The sequence below is a fragment of the Microtetraspora sp. NBRC 13810 genome (assembly GCF_030268685.1).
Lineage (GTDB): Bacteria > Actinomycetota > Actinomycetes > Streptosporangiales > Streptosporangiaceae > BSRQ01.
The window spans coordinates 19,030-33,666 of the sequence record NZ_BSRQ01000003.1 but is presented as its reverse complement, the minus strand read 5'-3'; the positions used below and the strand labels follow the sequence as shown (position 1 = coordinate 33,666).

Annotated in this window: 15 protein-coding genes; 13 read left to right on the top strand and 2 right to left on the bottom strand. The window is 71.3% G+C overall.

Going from position 1 to position 14,637, the window contains the following annotated elements:
• Nucleotides 1-42 precede the first annotated feature (42 nt).
• Together QSK26_RS07335 and QSK26_RS07330 are read right to left on the bottom strand one after the other, a co-directional pair.
• A complete protein-coding gene (locus QSK26_RS07335; protein ID WP_285774226.1) occupies nt 43-1,251 on the bottom strand; it encodes a cytochrome P450 family protein in 1,209 nt (402 codons plus the stop codon).
• Nucleotides 1,252-1,346: 95 nt separating this feature from the next.
• Complete coding sequence (locus tag QSK26_RS07330) at nt 1,347-2,243, bottom strand: peptidylprolyl isomerase (RefSeq protein WP_285774225.1); 897 nt, start codon at nt 2,241-2,243, stop codon at nt 1,347-1,349.
• 227 nt (nt 2,244-2,470) lie between these two features.
• Between QSK26_RS07330 and QSK26_RS07325 the strand changes: the two genes are divergently transcribed.
• The 13 genes from QSK26_RS07325 (at nt 2,471) to QSK26_RS07265 (ending at nt 14,567) form a co-directional block, all read left to right on the top strand.
• Complete coding sequence (locus QSK26_RS07325; RefSeq protein WP_285774224.1) at nt 2,471-2,932, top strand: DUF2231 domain-containing protein; 462 nt, start codon at nt 2,471-2,473, stop codon at nt 2,930-2,932.
• 59 nt (nt 2,933-2,991) lie between these two features.
• Complete coding sequence (locus tag QSK26_RS07320) at nt 2,992-4,308, top strand: replication-associated recombination protein A (RefSeq protein WP_285774223.1); 1,317 nt, start codon at nt 2,992-2,994, stop codon at nt 4,306-4,308.
• A gap of 110 nt (nt 4,309-4,418) precedes the next feature.
• A complete protein-coding gene (locus QSK26_RS07315) occupies nt 4,419-4,805 on the top strand; it encodes a DUF948 domain-containing protein (protein ID WP_285774222.1) in 387 nt (128 codons plus the stop codon).
• Nucleotides 4,802-5,056, top strand: coding sequence for a hypothetical protein (locus tag QSK26_RS07310; RefSeq protein WP_285774221.1), 255 nt, complete (start codon nt 4,802-4,804; stop codon nt 5,054-5,056). The genes QSK26_RS07315 and QSK26_RS07310 overlap by 4 nt, the downstream gene beginning before the upstream one ends.
• Before the next feature lie 85 nt (nt 5,057-5,141).
• Nucleotides 5,142-7,814 (top strand): alanine--tRNA ligase, encoded by a 2,673-nt coding sequence (gene alaS, locus QSK26_RS07305; protein ID WP_285774220.1) that lies wholly within the window; start codon nt 5,142-5,144, stop codon nt 7,812-7,814.
• A gap of 70 nt (nt 7,815-7,884) precedes the next feature.
• On the top strand, nt 7,885-8,397 hold the full coding sequence (ruvX, locus tag QSK26_RS07300; RefSeq protein ID WP_285774219.1) for a Holliday junction resolvase RuvX: 513 nt from the start codon (nt 7,885-7,887) through the stop codon (nt 8,395-8,397).
• A 455-nt stretch (nt 8,398-8,852) separates the two neighbouring features.
• Nucleotides 8,853-9,995, top strand: coding sequence for an endolytic transglycosylase MltG (gene mltG / locus QSK26_RS07295; RefSeq protein WP_285774218.1), 1,143 nt, complete (start codon nt 8,853-8,855; stop codon nt 9,993-9,995).
• Between the two features lie 11 nt (nt 9,996-10,006).
• Complete coding sequence (locus QSK26_RS07290) at nt 10,007-10,834, top strand: shikimate dehydrogenase (RefSeq protein WP_285774652.1); 828 nt, start codon at nt 10,007-10,009, stop codon at nt 10,832-10,834.
• Nucleotides 10,835-11,029: 195 nt separating this feature from the next.
• Nucleotides 11,030-11,776, top strand: a complete 747-nt coding sequence (gene infC, locus QSK26_RS07285) for a translation initiation factor IF-3 (RefSeq protein ID WP_502888682.1) — start codon at nt 11,030-11,032, stop codon at nt 11,774-11,776.
• Between the two features lie 119 nt (nt 11,777-11,895).
• Entirely contained in the window at nt 11,896-12,090 is a 195-nt protein-coding gene (gene rpmI, locus QSK26_RS07280; protein ID WP_285774217.1) for a 50S ribosomal protein L35, read from the top strand.
• Nucleotides 12,091-12,117: 27 nt separating this feature from the next.
• Nucleotides 12,118-12,498, top strand: coding sequence for a 50S ribosomal protein L20 (gene rplT, locus QSK26_RS07275; RefSeq protein WP_285774216.1), 381 nt, complete (start codon nt 12,118-12,120; stop codon nt 12,496-12,498).
• Between the two features lie 124 nt (nt 12,499-12,622).
• A complete protein-coding gene (locus tag QSK26_RS07270; RefSeq protein ID WP_285774215.1) occupies nt 12,623-13,423 on the top strand; it encodes a TrmH family RNA methyltransferase in 801 nt (266 codons plus the stop codon).
• A gap of 61 nt (nt 13,424-13,484) precedes the next feature.
• Nucleotides 13,485-14,567, top strand: a complete 1,083-nt coding sequence (locus tag QSK26_RS07265; RefSeq protein WP_285774214.1) for a sensor histidine kinase — start codon at nt 13,485-13,487, stop codon at nt 14,565-14,567.
• Nucleotides 14,568-14,637 lie beyond the last annotated feature (70 nt).

Below are 14,637 nucleotides of genomic sequence, written 5' to 3'. Positions count from 1 at the left end.
CGTGGCCGTACGGGGCTCTCAGGGCTCTGGACGGGGTGCCGGTCAGAAGCGCACGGGCAGCGAGACCAGCCCGCGCGTGACGGAGCCGCTCATCGACCACCGCAGGTCCTCCGGCGGGCAGGCCAGGGCGATGCCCGGCAGCCGGGACAGCAGCGCCCCGAAGGCGATCTGGCCCTCCAGCCGGGCGAGCGGCGCGCCGAGGCAGAAGTGCACGCCGTGACCGAAGGCGATGTGCCGGTTGCCCTCTCTGGCGAGGTCGAGCCGGTCCGGCTCGGGGAAGACCTTCGGGTCCCTGCTCGCGGCGGCCAGCGAGACGTGCACGAAACTGCCCGCCGGGATCGGCGTGCCCGCGATCTCCAGGTCCTGCACCGCGATCCGGTTGGTGCTGCGCTCCACCGGGCTCTCCAGGCGGAGCAGCTCCTCCACCGCCGACGGCAGCAGCTCCGGGCGCTCGCGCAGCAGCCGCAGCTGGGCGGGCTCGCGCAGCAGCGCCGCCATGCCGCTGCCGATCAGGTTGACCGTGGTCTCGTGCCCGGCGATCATCAGCAGCACCAGCGTGCCGAGCACCTCCTCCTCGCTCAGCACGCCGTCGTCGTCCCGCGCGCCGATCAGCGCGCTCACCAGGTCCTCCCGCGGCGCCGCCCGCCTGCTCGCGATCAGGTCGGTGAAGGTGTCCGTGATCCCCTGGACGGCCCGCAGCTGCACGGCCCGCTGCTCCTCGTCCACCGCGACCATCAGAACCTGCTGCGACCACTCACGGAAGGCCGGCCGGATCTCCACGGGGATGCCGATCAGCTCGCAGATCACCGTGATCGGCAGCGGGACGGCGAAGTCGGCGATGAGATCCGCCTCGCCCCTGGCGACCATCGCGTCGATCAGCTCGTCGGTGATCTCCGCCACCCGGGGACGTAACTCCTCGACCCTGCGCGGGGTGAACGCCCTGGCCACCAGGCGGCGCTGGCGGGTGTGGTCGGGCGGGTCCTGGACCAGCATGTGGTGGGAGATCACCGGATTGATCCTGGTCTCCTCCTGCAGCCAGTCCGGGCCGTTCCTGAGCATGTCCTTGGACAGGCGCGGATCGTTCAGCGCGGCCCGGCCGTGCTCGTAGTCCAGGATCAGGAAGGCGCTGGTCCCCGGGGGGAAGTCGATCGGGTGTACCGGCCCGAGCTCGCGCAGCGGCCCGTACATCGCGTGCGGATCGGCGGCGAACTCAGGGTCGAACAGAAACGTGAAGGGCAGTTTGTCCGGCATAGTGCGCTCCATCGGTCCGGGATCACATCCAGATCCCACTCTCGCCCGGCGGACGGAGGCGCGGCCTCGGTGTGAGGTGAATCACTCCGCCGGGGTCACTTCATGGACAGGCGCACGTTTTTGATGATCACGGGGAGCTTGGGCGCGGTGGAGCCGCCGTCGCCGGTGATGTCCTCCGGGTTGACCAGGAAGCCGCCCGCGGCGACCTTGTCCAGGATCTCCAGGCCCTTGGTCACGGTGCCGAACGGGGTGTAGGCCGCGTCGAGCTGCATGTTCTCGTCGCCGAAGGAGATGGCGAACTGGCTGCCGTTGGCGTTCGTCGCGTCCGGCGGCTGGGCCAGGAAGACCGTGCCCCTGGCGTACGGCATGCCGCCGAGGTTCTCGTCGTTGTAGACGTAGCCCGAGCTGCCCTGGCCGTCCGTGGGGTTCTTGCCGTCGGCCTTGGCCTGCGGGTCGCCGCACTGGAGCAGCGCCAGGCCGGAGTTCTGAGGGGTGGCCAGGCGGTGGCACCGGGTGTTGTCGTAGAAGTTCTTCTTCGCCAGGAAGGCGAAGGAGTTGACGGTGCACGGCGCCTGCCGGGTGGCCAGGTTGATCACGATGTCGCCCTGGTTGGTGGTCAGGGTCATCGTCTTCCAGCGCAGGCTGGGCTTCTTCGGCGGCATGCCGACGAACTTCGCCGGGGCGCCGGTGGTGTCCTTGCGGTAGTCGCAGGTGATCGCCGCGGCGTCGATGGGCCTGCTCGGCGCGACGGAGGGGGTGGCGCTCGGGGTCGGGGTGGCGGTGGCGTCCGTACTCGCCGCGCTGCCGCCCGTCAGCGTCGTCGCGGCGACCACGCCGCCCAGCACGACCACGGCGGCGGCGCCCGCGCCGAGCGTGATCCTGCGCTTGGCCCTGGCCTTCTGACGCTCCTCCTGGCGCTCCTCGGCGGCCCGCTGCGCCTGTCGCTCCTTGTGCTGTTGCGCCAGCTCGCTCTGACGGTCTTCGCCGGTCACGGGTATGCCCTCCAGATTTACCGTTACTTTGGCTCAACTTGGCGAATCGTACCGGCCTTGGCGTGTGAAGGACGTAAGTGCAGGAACACGACCACCGATGCGCAAGGGGGCTATGCGCCGGAAGTGGCCGCGGATCCGGGAAGCGAAGGGTGTCGCCTTCGAACCGCGGCGTGGTGGGATCCGTTGTGGTGGAAGAAATCATTACGTAGTACCCCTGGAGTCCGTACATGTTCGACGAAATCCTGGGCCTGCCGGCCCACGCCCTGATCATCCACGCCGCCGTCGTGCTGACTCCGCTGGCCGTCCTGCTGTCCCTGGCGTACGCATTGGTGCCCGGCTGGCGGGACCGGATGACCTGGGCGGTCGTCCCGCTGGCCGTGATCGCCCCGGCGACGGTGCTCGCCGCCAGGCAGAGCGGTGAGGCGATGAAGGACCGCGTCTTCGGCGGCCAGCCGCCGTCGGGCCTCCTGGGCGACCGGGTCGCCGAGCACGAGTCGTACGCCACCCCCCTGCTGCTCAGCTCGCTCGGCCTCGGCGTGGCCGTGCTGGTGCTCGTCTTCGCCGCCGCGCGGCTGGGCAGGGCCGTCGCCGGCGTGCTGTCCGGGCTCATCGTCGTGTTGTCCCTGGTCGTGGGCTTCTACGTGCTGCGCGCCGGGCACACCGGCGCCACCGCCGTCTGGGGCGCCTGAACGCCCCCGTCCCGCCGGAGAGCGGGTTCCCCGCGGTGCGCAGGCGGTAGTGTCGGGATGTGGAGAGCTTGTTCGATTCGGCGGCCGAGGAGGCCCACCGGGGCCAGGAGCCGCTCGCCGTGCGCATGCGCCCGCGTTCCCTCCAGGAGGTGCTCGGCCAGCGCCACCTGCTCGGCTCCGGCACCCCGCTGCGCAGGCTCGTCGAGAGCGAGGCGCCCATGTCGCTCTTCCTGTGGGGACCGCCCGGCACCGGGAAGACCACCCTCGCCTACGTCGTGGCCGGCGTGACCAAGCGCCGCTTCGTGGAGGTCTCCGCCGTCTCGGCGGGCGTCAAGGAGGTGCGCGCCGCGATCGACCAGGCGCGCCGCGAGCTGGGCATGACCGGCAGGCAGACCGTGCTGTTCGTGGACGAGGTGCACCGCTTCAACAAGGCCCAGCAGGACGCGCTGCTGCCCGCCGTGGAGAACCGCTGGGTCACCTTCATCGGCGCCACCACGGAAAACCCGTTCTTCTCGGTCAACTCCCCGCTGCTGTCCAGGTCGCTGCTCCTCACCCTGGAGTCCCTGACCGACGACGACGTCCGGGCGGTGCTGGAGCGCGCCGTCCGCGACCCGCGCGGCCTCGACGGCCGCGTCACCCTCGCCCCCGACGCGCTGGACCACCTCGTACGGCTGGCCGGCGGCGACGCCCGCCGCTCGCTCACCTACCTCGAGGCCGCCGCCCTGCTGGAGGACGAGATCACCGCCGAGGTCGTCGAGCGCGCGGTGGACAAGGCGGCCGTGCGCTACGACCGCCAGGGCGACCAGCACTACGACGTGATCAGCGCCTTCATCAAGAGCATGCGCGGCTCCGACGCCGACGCCGCCGTGCACTACCTGGCCCGCATGGTGGAGGCAGGGGAGGACCCGCGTTTCATCGCCAGGCGCATCGTCATCTTCGCCTCCGAGGACGTCGGCATGGCCGACCCCACCTGCCTGCAGGTCGCCGTGGCGGCGGCGCAGGCGGTGGAGTTCATCGGGCTGCCCGAGGGCAGGATCAACCTCACCCAGGCGGTGATCCACTGCGCCCTCGCCCCCAAGTCGAACGCGGTGGTCAAGGCGATCGGCGCCGCCGCGGAGGACGTGCGCCGCGGCCTGCTCGGCCAGGTGCCCGGCCACCTGCGCGACGGGCACTACCCCGGGGCCAAGAAGCTCGGCCACGGCCAGGGCTACCGCTATCCGCACGACTTCGAGCACGGCCTGGTCCGCCAGGAGTACATCCCCCGTGAGCTGGGCGACCGCAGGTACTACGAGCCCACCAGACACGGCGCGGAGGCGGGTTACGCCGAGCGGTGGGGCAGGATCCGCGAGTTCCTGCGCCAGGACGCCGGAGGATGACCCGCCCGCGCGGCGCGATGAGCGCGGGTCGTGTCCCCGCGGCACGATAAGGTCTTCACATTCCACTCGCCCCTGCGCCCCCTGGGCACCGATGAGGGACGGAGCCGAAGATGCTCACAGCGGGAGAGGTCGCGGGCCTCATCGTCGCCATGTTCTGGGCGATCCTGGTCTGCTTCCTGGCCGTGGTGCTCGTCCGGGCGGCCCGGCTGCTCACCGAGACCACCAAGATGGTCGCGGAGCTGGGCGAGCGGGTGGCGCCGCTGCTCGACGAGGTGAGCGCGACCGTCGGCGAGACCAACCGCAGGCTGGTGGCCGTCGGGGCCATCGCCACCGACGTCAAGCGGGTCAGCGGCGACATGGCCAAGGTCACCGGGGTCGCCTCCATGCTGATCGCCGGGCCGCTGATCAAGATCTCCGCGCTCGGGCACGGCGTCCGCACCGCCGCCGCCGCGCGGGCGCTCAACGGCCGCCGGCCGGCCGAAGGGCGCCGGCGATGATCCGTCGGCTGTTCTACCTTTCGCTGGGCGCGTTCGCCGCCGTCTGGGTCATGCGTAAGCTGCAGACATTGCACCCCGACCACGTGGCGCGCCGCGCCGCGGACGGCGCGTCCGGGCTGGTCGCCCGGCTCCGGTTCTTCACCGGCGAGGCGCTGGAGGCGGCGGCGAAACGCGAGGCCGAGCTGCGCGCCGAGTACGGCCTGGACGCGATCGGCCCCGCCGCGCCCGGTTCCGACCGCACCCACCTCTGATCGTCGACGAAGCACCGTCACCCCGGGCACCGTCACCCGAAACACTCGAAAGCACCGTCACCGAAAGCAAAGGATGGCCGCTGAAATGGAGTCGGCAGAGATCGCACGCCGCTTCCTGCGCTTCTTCGAGGAGCGTGGGCACACCGTCGTGCCCTCGGCCAGCCTGATCGCCGAGGACCCGACGCTCCTGCTGGTCAACGCGGGCATGGTGCCGTTCAAGCCCTACTTCCTGGGCCAGCGCAAGCCGCCCTACAAGCGGGCCGCCAGCGCCCAGAAGGTCATGCGCACCCTCGACATCGACGAGGTGGGCAGGACGACCAGGCACGCCAGCTTCTTCCAGATGCTGGGCAACTTCTCCTTCGGCGACTACTTCAAGGCCGACGCGATCCCGTTCGCCTGGGAGCTGCTGACCAGGCCCGAGTCCGAGGGCGGCTTCGGCTTCCCCGAGGAGCGGCTGTGGGCGACCGTCTACCTCGACGACGACGAGGCGGTCGAGATCTGGCACCGGAAGGTCGGCGTTCCGATGGAGCGCATCCAGCGCCGCGGGATGGCCGACAACTTCTGGTCGATGGGCGTGCCCGGACCGTGCGGCCCGTGCACCGAGATCTACTACGACCGGGGCCCCGAGTACGGCCGTGAGGGCGGTCCCGTCGCCGACGAGAACCGCTACCTCGAAGTGTGGAACAACGTGTTCATGCAGTTCGAGCGGGGCGCGGGCACCGGCAAGGACGACTTCCCGATCCTCGGCGACCTGCCCGCCAAGAGCGTCGACACCGGCATGGGCCTGGAGCGCATGGCGGCGATCCTGCAGGGCGTCGACAACATCTACGAGATCGACACCACGTACAAGATCCTCGACCGGGCCGCCGACCTGACGCACTCCCGCTACGGCAGGGACAAGCGGGCCGACGTCTCGCTCCGGGTCGTCGCCGACCACCTGCGCGCCGGCGTCATGCTCGTCGGCGACGGCGTCCTGCCCTCCAACGAGGGCCGGGGTTACGTGCTGCGCCGCATGCTGCGCCGGGCGATCCGCAACCTGCGCCTGCTCGGCGCCGGCGAAGAGCGCTACATGCACGAGCTGACCGCCACCACGATCGACGTGATGGGCCGGCAGTACTCCGACCTGAAGGCCGACGCCGCCAACATCCACACCGTCATCGACGCCGAGGAGGCGTCCTTCCTCGGCACGCTGCGCACCGGCACCGCGATCTTCGACGTGGCGGTCGAGGAGGCCAAGCGCAGGGGTGAGGGCGTGCTGCGCGGCGCCCAGGCGTTCCAACTGCACGACACCTACGGCTTCCCGATCGACCTCACCCTGGAGATGGCCGCCGAGCAGGGCCTCCAGGTGGACGAGGACGGCTTCCGCCGGCTCATGAAGGAGCAGCGCGACCGGGCCAAGGCCGACGCCGCGGCGAAGAAGACCGGCAACGCCGACATTTCGGTGTTCGGGCAGATCCTGGAGAGCGCCGGCAAGGTCGAGTTCCTCGGCTACGACCAGACCGCCGCGGAGTCCGAGGTCGCCGGCATCCTCATCGACGGCGCCTCCGTCCCCGCCGCGGGCGCGGGCAGCACCGTCGAGATCGTGCTCGGCCGCACCCCGTTCTACGCCGAGGGCGGCGGCCAGCTCGCCGACCAGGGCGTCATCCGCACCGCGGGGGCCGAGGTCGAGGTGATCGACGTGCAGAGCCCGGTCGCCGGGCTGATCGTGCACCGGGGCAAGGTGCGCACGGGGGAGATCAGGGTCGGCGACGGCGCCCACGCCGAGATCGACCTGGAGCGCCGGCGCGCCATCTCGCGCAGCCACACCGCCACCCACCTCGTGCACCGCGGTTTCCGCAACGCGCTCGGCGAGTCCGCCGCCCAGGCCGGTTCCGAGAACTCGCCGGGCCGCTTCCGCTTCGACTTCACCGCCGCGGGCGCCGTCTCCCCGGCCATGCTGCGCGACGTGGAGGACGAGGTGAACGCCGTGCTGATCGACGACCTGCGGGTCAACGCGTTCTACACCTCTCAGGCCGAGGCCCGCGCGATGGGCGCGCTGGCGCTGTTCGGCGAGAAGTACGGCGACGAGGTGCGCATCATCGAGGTGGGCGACTACTCCCGCGAGCTGTGCGGCGGCACCCACGTCGAGAGCTCCGGGCAGCTCGGCCTGATCAAGGTGCTCGGCGAGTCGTCGATCGGCGCCGGGGTGCGCCGCGTCGAGGCCCTCGTCGGGCTCGACGCCTTCCGCTTCCTGGCCAAGGAGAGCGTGCTGGTCGCCCAGCTCAGCGAGCAGCTCAAGGTGCGCCGCGAGGAGCTGCCCGAGCGGGTCGAGGGCATCGTGGGCCGGCTGCGCGCCGCCGAGAAGGAGCTGGAGAAGGTCCGCTCGGCGCAGGTGCTCGCCGTCGCGGGAGAGCTGGCGGCGGGCGCCCGCGACGTGCACGGCGTGTCGCTCGTCACCCACCGCGCCCCCGACGGCACATCGTCCGACGACCTGCGCAAGCTCGCCCTCGACGTGCGCGGCAGGTTCCCCGCCGACCGCCCGGCCGTGGTCGTGGTCGCCGGCGTGCCCGCCGAGCGGCCGGTCGTGGTCGCCGCGGTGAACGACGCCGGTCGCGAGCGCGGCCTGGCCGCGGGCAGGCTGGTCGGCGTCGCCGCCAAGGCGCTCGGCGGAGGCGGCGGCGGCAAGGACGACGTCGCCCAGGGCGGCGGCGCCCGCCCCGAGGCGATCGGCGACGCGCTGCGCGCCGTCGAACAGGCCGCGGCCCAGCGGCTCGGCTGACCGTGATGCCCGTGACGTGCCCCGCCCCCGCCCCCGCCCCCGTCCCCGCCCCGCGGCCCGGAGGCCACCGGTGAGGCGGGGAGTGCGGCTCGGCGTGGACGTGGGCTCCGTGCGCATCGGCGTGGCCCGCAGCGACCCTTCCGGGCTGCTGGCGACGCCGGTGGAAACCGTGCGCCGGGGCAAGGGCGATCTCGCCAGGATCGAGGCGATCGCCGCCGAGCACGAGGCCGTCGAGATCGTGGTGGGCCTGCCAACGTCGCTGTCGGGCAGGGAGAGCCACGCGGCCGAGGCGGCCAGGCGCTTCGCCGGCACGCTGGCCGTACGGCCGGCCGCGATCCCGGTGCGGCTCTTCGACGAGCGGCTGACCACGGTCACCGCCCAGCAGCGGCTGCGGGACAGCGGCGTGCGGGCCAAGAACCAGCGCGGCGTCGTCGACCAGGCGGCGGCCGTCGTGCTCCTGCAGGCCGCGCTGGACGCCGAGCGGTCCACCGGCCGGCCCCCCGGCACCCCCGTCGAACCGCCGGCCGCCGCGCCCGGCTCCGGCGATCCCCGTCCGGGCGGGGACGGGGAATCCACGCGGTGACCCTCGCGGGTGACGGTTCCAGGCCCGGCGGCGCGTCGGACGCGGAGCATGCCGGGTCCACGCCATTCGCTGGATGCTCGGCCATCGAACGCTTACCCGGCCTAGGGACTACCCCCATACCCGTAGGGAATGAACGGGTGAACTGGCATTGATGGTCGGCTCTACGCCCAGACCAGGTGATTGCGTATGGTTCATTCGAACCGATCCTGTGCATAGAATCACGAAATTCACTGACAAAGAGGGCGAGTTCGTGAGATACCGGGAAGAGCTGACTACCTACCTCGGGACGCGTTGAATGTCGGATGTCCTGACCGCCTCAGCGGTAGAAGGGCGGCCCGCCTCCGCGGCCGTCCGGGGTGCGTGCGGATCGGTGCTCCCCTCTGTTCGGCACATCGGCTTGACGCCGGGCCGTCCGGACCGGGAGATTGGCCACCGCAGCTATGAATGATCTCGACATGGACGATTTCCTGCTCGGAGCCGACGACGAGGGGTCCTCTCGGCGCCGCGGACGCGCGTCCGCGGGTCGCAAGCGGGGCGGCCGGCGCCGCCGCCGCAGGCGCAACCGGGGCGGTTTCCTGGCCCCGCTGCTGGCCCTGATCGTCCTCGTCGGCGTCATCGGCGGCGGCGGTTACTACGGCTACATGTGGCTGCAGGGCGTCACGACCGCCGAGGACTTCAGCGGGCCGGGCACCGGCGAGGTGGTCATCGAGATCCGTGACGGGGCGACCGCCTCCGACGTGGCGCAGACCCTGGAGGAGCAGGGCGTGGTCGCCAGCGCCCGCGCCTTCACCAACGCCATCGACGCCGCCGGCAAGAGCGCCTCGCTGCAGCCCGGCGACTACCGGCTGCGCAAGGGCATGGCGGCCAAGGAGGCCGTGACCCTGCTCGACCCGAACATGCGGCTGCAGACGAAGATCACCATTGTCGAGGGCAGGCGGCTCGTCCAGATCTACGACGAGCTCGCCAAGAAGACCGGCAAGCCGGTCAAGGAGTTCGAGGACGCCGCCAAGGACCTCGACCTGCCGCAGGGGGCCAGGGGCAGGCTGGAGGGCTACGCCTTCCCCGCCACGTACGAGATCACCCCGAAGATGTCCGCCGCCGACATCCTCAACGCCATGCTCGACCGCTACGAGCACGCGGTCGAGGAGGCCGGGATGGCGGAGCGGGCCAAGCGGCTCGGCTTCAGCCAGCACGAGATGCTCACCATCGCGAGCATCGTGCAGGCCGAGTCCGGCACGGCCGCCGACATGCCGAAGATCGCCCGGGTGATCTACAACCGGCTGGCCATGAACCCGCCCATGCAACTCCAGATGGACAGCACGGTCATGTACGCGCTCAACAAGTACGGCATCGCCGCCACCCACGCGGAGCTGGACAGCAAGTCGCCGTACAACACCTACCGGCGGCACGGCCTGCCGCCCGGCCCGATCAGCAACCCCGGCGAGCACGCCATCGAGGCGGCGCTCAACCCGGCCAAGGGCCCGTGGATCTACTTCGCGACCACCGACCCGGCCAAGGGCATCACCAAGTTCACCGACTCCTACGCCGAGTTCCAGCAGTTCGAGGCGGAGTTCAACCGGAACTACAAGGGCGGGTGACCGTGCGCGCCATCACCAGGGCCGCGGTGCTCGGCTCGCCGATCGCCCACTCGTTGTCGCCTTACCTGCACAGGGCCGCCTACGCGGCCCTCGGGCTCGGCGACTGGCGCTACGACGCGATCGAGTGCGACGAGGCGGGCCTGCCCGCGCTGGTCGAGGGCCTGGGCCCGGAGTGGGCGGGCCTGTCGCTCACGATGCCGCTCAAGCGGGCGGTCTTCCCGCTGCTGGACTCCGTGTCCGACCTGGCGGTCCAGGTGGGCGGGGCGAACACCGTGGTGTTCGCCGGCGGCCGGGCGCACGGGGAGAACACCGACGTGCACGGCATCGTCCAGGCCCTGGCCGAGGCGGGGGTCGGGGCGCCGGGCTCCGCGGTGATCCTCGGCGGTGGAGCGACCGCCGCATCGGCGCTCGCCGCGCTGCGCGAGATGGGCGTGGCCGAGACGACCCTCGTGGTCAGGGAGCCGGGCAGGGCGGCGGAGACGCTGGAGGCGGCCGAGCGGCTGGAGGTGGCGCCCGCCGTACAGACCTTCGACAAGCTCGACGTCGTGCTCGACGGCGCCGGGCTGGTCGTCTCGACGCTGCCCTCCGGGGCGGCCGACGGCTTCGCGGCCCGGCTGGCCGGGGTGCCCGCGCTGTTCGACGTGGTCTACTCGCCGTGGCCGACCACGGCGGCGGCGGCCGTGCTGGCCGCTGGGGGCACCGTCGTCGGCGGGTTCCCGATGCTGCTGCACCAGGCCGTCCGCCAGGTCGAGCTGATGACCGGCCGCGCGCCCGCGCCGGTCGAGCCCATGCGGGCGGCCGGCGAGGCGGAGATCGCGAGAAGGACGCGCGGCGCGTGAGAGGCCGCCGCGACGGAATGAATCCGGCAGGGCGCGCGTTGTGGTAACGTAGGTGCTCGATCGGTCCGGCATGCCTGCTGGACGCGCAAGCGGAGGTTTCCCTCCCACCTGATCGGCCGCTGGGCCGACGGGTCAAGGATCACCTCCGGCATGTGCCGGAGAGAGCCCGGTCATCGGGCTCGGTGGTGGCCCCGCATGCGCGACGTGCGGGGCATTTCGCGTTTCGCGACCTTGATGGCACGCGCAATCCGCGAGGCTCCCGGCACGATCAAGCACGTGGCGGTCGCCCTCAGGGGGCGGCCGAGGTTCGTCAACCTAGGAGGTCCCATCAGCGCCGAGCCCCGCATCAACGAGCGTATCCGCGTGCCAGAGGTCCGTCTCGTCGGCCCTAACGGCGAGCAGGTCGGCATCGTCTCCATTCACGATGCGCTGAAACTGGCTCAGGAGGCCGACCTCGACCTCGTGGAGGTCGCGGCAACGGCTCGTCCGCCCGTGTGCAAGCTCATGGACTACGGCAAGTTCAAGTACGAGTCCGCGATGAAGGCGCGCGAGGCGCGCCGCAACCAGGCCCACACGATCATCAAGGAGATCAAGCTCCGGCCGAAGATCGACCCGCACGACTACGAGACCAAGAAGGGTCACGTGGTGCGGTTCCTCAAGGCGGGGGACAAGGTCAAGGTCACCATTATGTTCCGCGGGCGGGAGCAGTCCCGTCCCGAGCTGGGGTTCCGGCTCCTGCAGCGGCTCGCGGAGGACGTGACGGAGCTCGGCTTCGTCGAGTCCCAGCCGAAGCAGGATGGCCGTAACATGATCATGGTGATCGGACCGCACAAGAAGAAGGCCGAGGCCAAGGCCGAGAAGGCCGCGGCACGAGCGCGACGCGATGACGACGACATCGACGTCGACGTCGACGTCGACGAGGCCACCGAGCCTCAGGAGTAGGCGACCAGCCGCAGGCAGACAGGCTGAGACCGGGTCCGGTCTCGTAGTCAGGCATGCCCTTGACTCGGGTTACCGGCCCGGGGCATCGGCACGGATGAACGTAGGGAGAGACGGCTGAGATGCCGAAGATGAAGACGCACAGTGGTGCGAAGAAGCGGTTCCGGCTCACCGGGTCCGGCAAGATCGTCCGCCGCCGGGCCAACCGCGCGCACTACAACGAGCACAAGCCGACCACCCTTACGCGTCGTCTCGCCCCGGATGTGGTGATGTCCCCCTCCGACACAAAGAAGATCAAGAAGCTGCTCGCCAAGTAAGAACGAACCCCGGGGAGATAGATAAAAATGGCACGCGTGAAGCGGGCGATCAACGCCAAGAAGAAGCGCAGGGTCGTTCTCGAACGGGCGAGTGGCTACCGTGGCCAGCGGTCGCGTCTGTACCGCAAGGCCAAGGAGCAGATGCTCCACTCGATGACCTACGCCTACCGCGACCGCAAGGACCGCAAGGGCAACTTCCGCCGCCTGTGGATCCAGCGGATCAACGCCGCGGCCCGGCAGAACGGCATCACCTACAACCGCTTCATCCAGGGCATCAAGGCCGCCGGGATCGAGGTGGACCGCAAGATCCTCGCCGACCTCGCGGTCAACGACGCCCAGACGTTCGCGACGCTGGTGGAGGCCGCCAAGAAGGCGCTGCCCGCCGACGTGAACGCGCCGGTCGCCTGACACTTGCGGGCCGTGGTCCCACGGCCGCGGAGATCCCGCGCAGCGGGGTCCCACGGCCGCGGGGTCACGGCGTTTTCTCGTCTTCCGGCCGCTCGCCGGGAGCATTCGAGCTTTGGGGGCCGGAATGGCGAGGGCGGAGCTGACCAACATCAGGTCGCCGCGCGTGAAGGCGGCCAGGAGGCTCGCCAAGCGGGCGTTCCGCGAACGCGACCTGGCCTTTCTCGCGGAGGGCCCGCAGGCCGTCAGGGAGGCGCTCAGGCTTCCCGGCGTGACCGTCGAGCTTTACGCCACGGCGGACGCCGAGGCCCGCCACCCCGAGATCGTCGCCGCCGCGGCCGCCGCCGGCGTGCCGGTGCACCTGGCCAGCGGCGAGGTCATGGCCGAGCTGGCCCAGACGGTCACCCCGCAGGGGCTGCTGGCCGTGTGCAGGCTGGTGCACGTGCCGCTGGGCGAGGCCGTCCCGGGGGCGCGGCTGGTGGCCGTGCTCGCGCACGTGCGCGACCCGGGCAACGCCGGCACCGTGCTGCGCACCGCCGACGCCGCGGGCGCCGACGCGGTCGTCTTCACCGACGCCTCGGTCGACCCCTACAACGGCAAGTGCGTGCGGGCCAGCGCGGGAAGCCTGTTCCATCTCCCGGTGGTCACCGGCGTCCCGGTGGCGCAGGCCGTGCGCGAGCTGAAGGACGCCGGGCTGCGGGTGCTCGCCGCCGACGGCGCGGGGGAGCGCACGCTCGACGACGTGGACCTGTCCGGCCCGACCGCCTGGGTTTTCGGCAACGAGGCGTGGGGCCTGCCGAAGGAAGTACTCGAACTCGCCGACGAGGTGGTCCGCGTTCCCATCTACGGCGGGGCCGAAAGTCTCAACCTCGCCACGGCCGCCGCGGTGTGTTTGTACGCTTCGGCCCGGACTCAACGCCAAAAGTGAGGCTGCCGCATCACCTGGGAAACCCGCTATTGTCGGCCTTGTAGGTCGAGGAGGCGGGGTCGTGCAGGGAGAGAACACCGATCAGCCGCACCCGGATGCCGTGTGCTCGATCGAGATCGATGATCTTCCCGACGGTGTCATCGTGGCCGACCGTACGGGCCGCGTCCTCGCGGTCAACCGGGCCGCCGCCCGGCTGACCAGGATCGACGCGGGGCGTGCCGTCGGGCGGGACATCCGGGATGTCTTCCCCTTCCGTGACCACGACGGGCGCGAGTGGTGGAAGTGGCTCGACCCGTGCGGCGGCCTGCGCACCCGGACCAGGCAGCCGGAGTGCCCCGTGCAACTGCCCGGCGGGCCCGAGCTGCTCATCGCCGCCCGCCTGGTGCGCGCGCCCGAGCGGGGCGGCGACGTCGTCCGGGTGGCGATCACCCTGCGTGACGCCGGGGCCCGCGCCCGCCTGGAGCGCAGCCGCGCCGACCTGGTCTCCACCGTCGCCCACGAGCTCCGCTCGCCGCTGACCAGCGTGAAAGGCTTCACCGCCACGCTGCTCGCCAAGTGGAACCGCTTCACCGACGACCAGAAGCTCGTCATGCTGGAGACGGTCAACTCCGACGCCGACCGGGTCACCCGCCTGATCACCGAGCTGCTCGACGTCTCCCGCATCGAGTCGGGGCGGCTCCAGGTGCGCAGGCAGGTCGTCGACATCCCGGCCCGGGTCCGCAGGCTCATCGCCGGCCGGGTCGCGGCGGGGGAGCCGGAGGACAGATTCCGGGTGGAGGTCCGCGGCGAGCTGCCGGAGACGTGGCTCGATCAGGACAAGATCGACCAGATTCTGGGCAATCTGCTGGAAAACGCGGTGCGTCACGGTCGCGGTACGGTGACAATAGTCGTCGAGCCGATCGAGTGGGGTGTGGCCGTGTCCGTGCGAGACCGGGGTGAGGGCATCGCGCCCGAGCTGGCCACGCGCGTGTTCCGGCAGTTCTGGCGCGGCCAGGGCCGTCGCCGCGGCGGCACCGGCCTGGGCCTGTTCATCGTGAAGGGCCTGGTCGAGGCGCACGGCGGCACCGTCACGGTGCAGCGCGGCCCCGAGGGCGGGGCGGAGTTCCGATTTACCGTGCCCACCGGCACGCCCGACTTCGCCTGAGCGAGCGCGCGCCCGGTGGGCGCCTCCGCGGAAACCACTAGACTCATGGCCGCTCAAGCCCTGGATTCGG

Excerpts from the sequence above, each read along its gene's own strand:
- mltG (WP_285774218.1), top strand. The coding sequence starts at position 8,853 with ATGGACGATTTCCTGCTCGGAGCCGACGACGAGGGGTCCTCTCGGCGC.
- infC (WP_502888682.1), top strand. The coding sequence starts at position 11,030 with ATGCGCGACGTGCGGGGCATTTCGCGTTTCGCGACCTTGATGGCACGC.
- QSK26_RS07335 (WP_285774226.1), bottom strand. The coding sequence starts at position 1,251 with ATGCCGGACAAACTGCCCTTCACGTTTCTGTTCGACCCTGAGTTCGCC.
- QSK26_RS07315 (WP_285774222.1), top strand. The coding sequence starts at position 4,419 with ATGCTCACAGCGGGAGAGGTCGCGGGCCTCATCGTCGCCATGTTCTGG.
- QSK26_RS07270 (WP_285774215.1), top strand. The coding sequence starts at position 12,623 with ATGGCGAGGGCGGAGCTGACCAACATCAGGTCGCCGCGCGTGAAGGCG.
- rpmI (WP_285774217.1), top strand. The coding sequence starts at position 11,896 with ATGCCGAAGATGAAGACGCACAGTGGTGCGAAGAAGCGGTTCCGGCTC.
- alaS (WP_285774220.1), top strand. The coding sequence starts at position 5,142 with ATGGAGTCGGCAGAGATCGCACGCCGCTTCCTGCGCTTCTTCGAGGAG.
- QSK26_RS07310 (WP_285774221.1), top strand. The coding sequence starts at position 4,802 with ATGATCCGTCGGCTGTTCTACCTTTCGCTGGGCGCGTTCGCCGCCGTC.
- QSK26_RS07325 (WP_285774224.1), top strand. The coding sequence starts at position 2,471 with ATGTTCGACGAAATCCTGGGCCTGCCGGCCCACGCCCTGATCATCCAC.
- rplT (WP_285774216.1), top strand. The coding sequence starts at position 12,118 with ATGGCACGCGTGAAGCGGGCGATCAACGCCAAGAAGAAGCGCAGGGTC.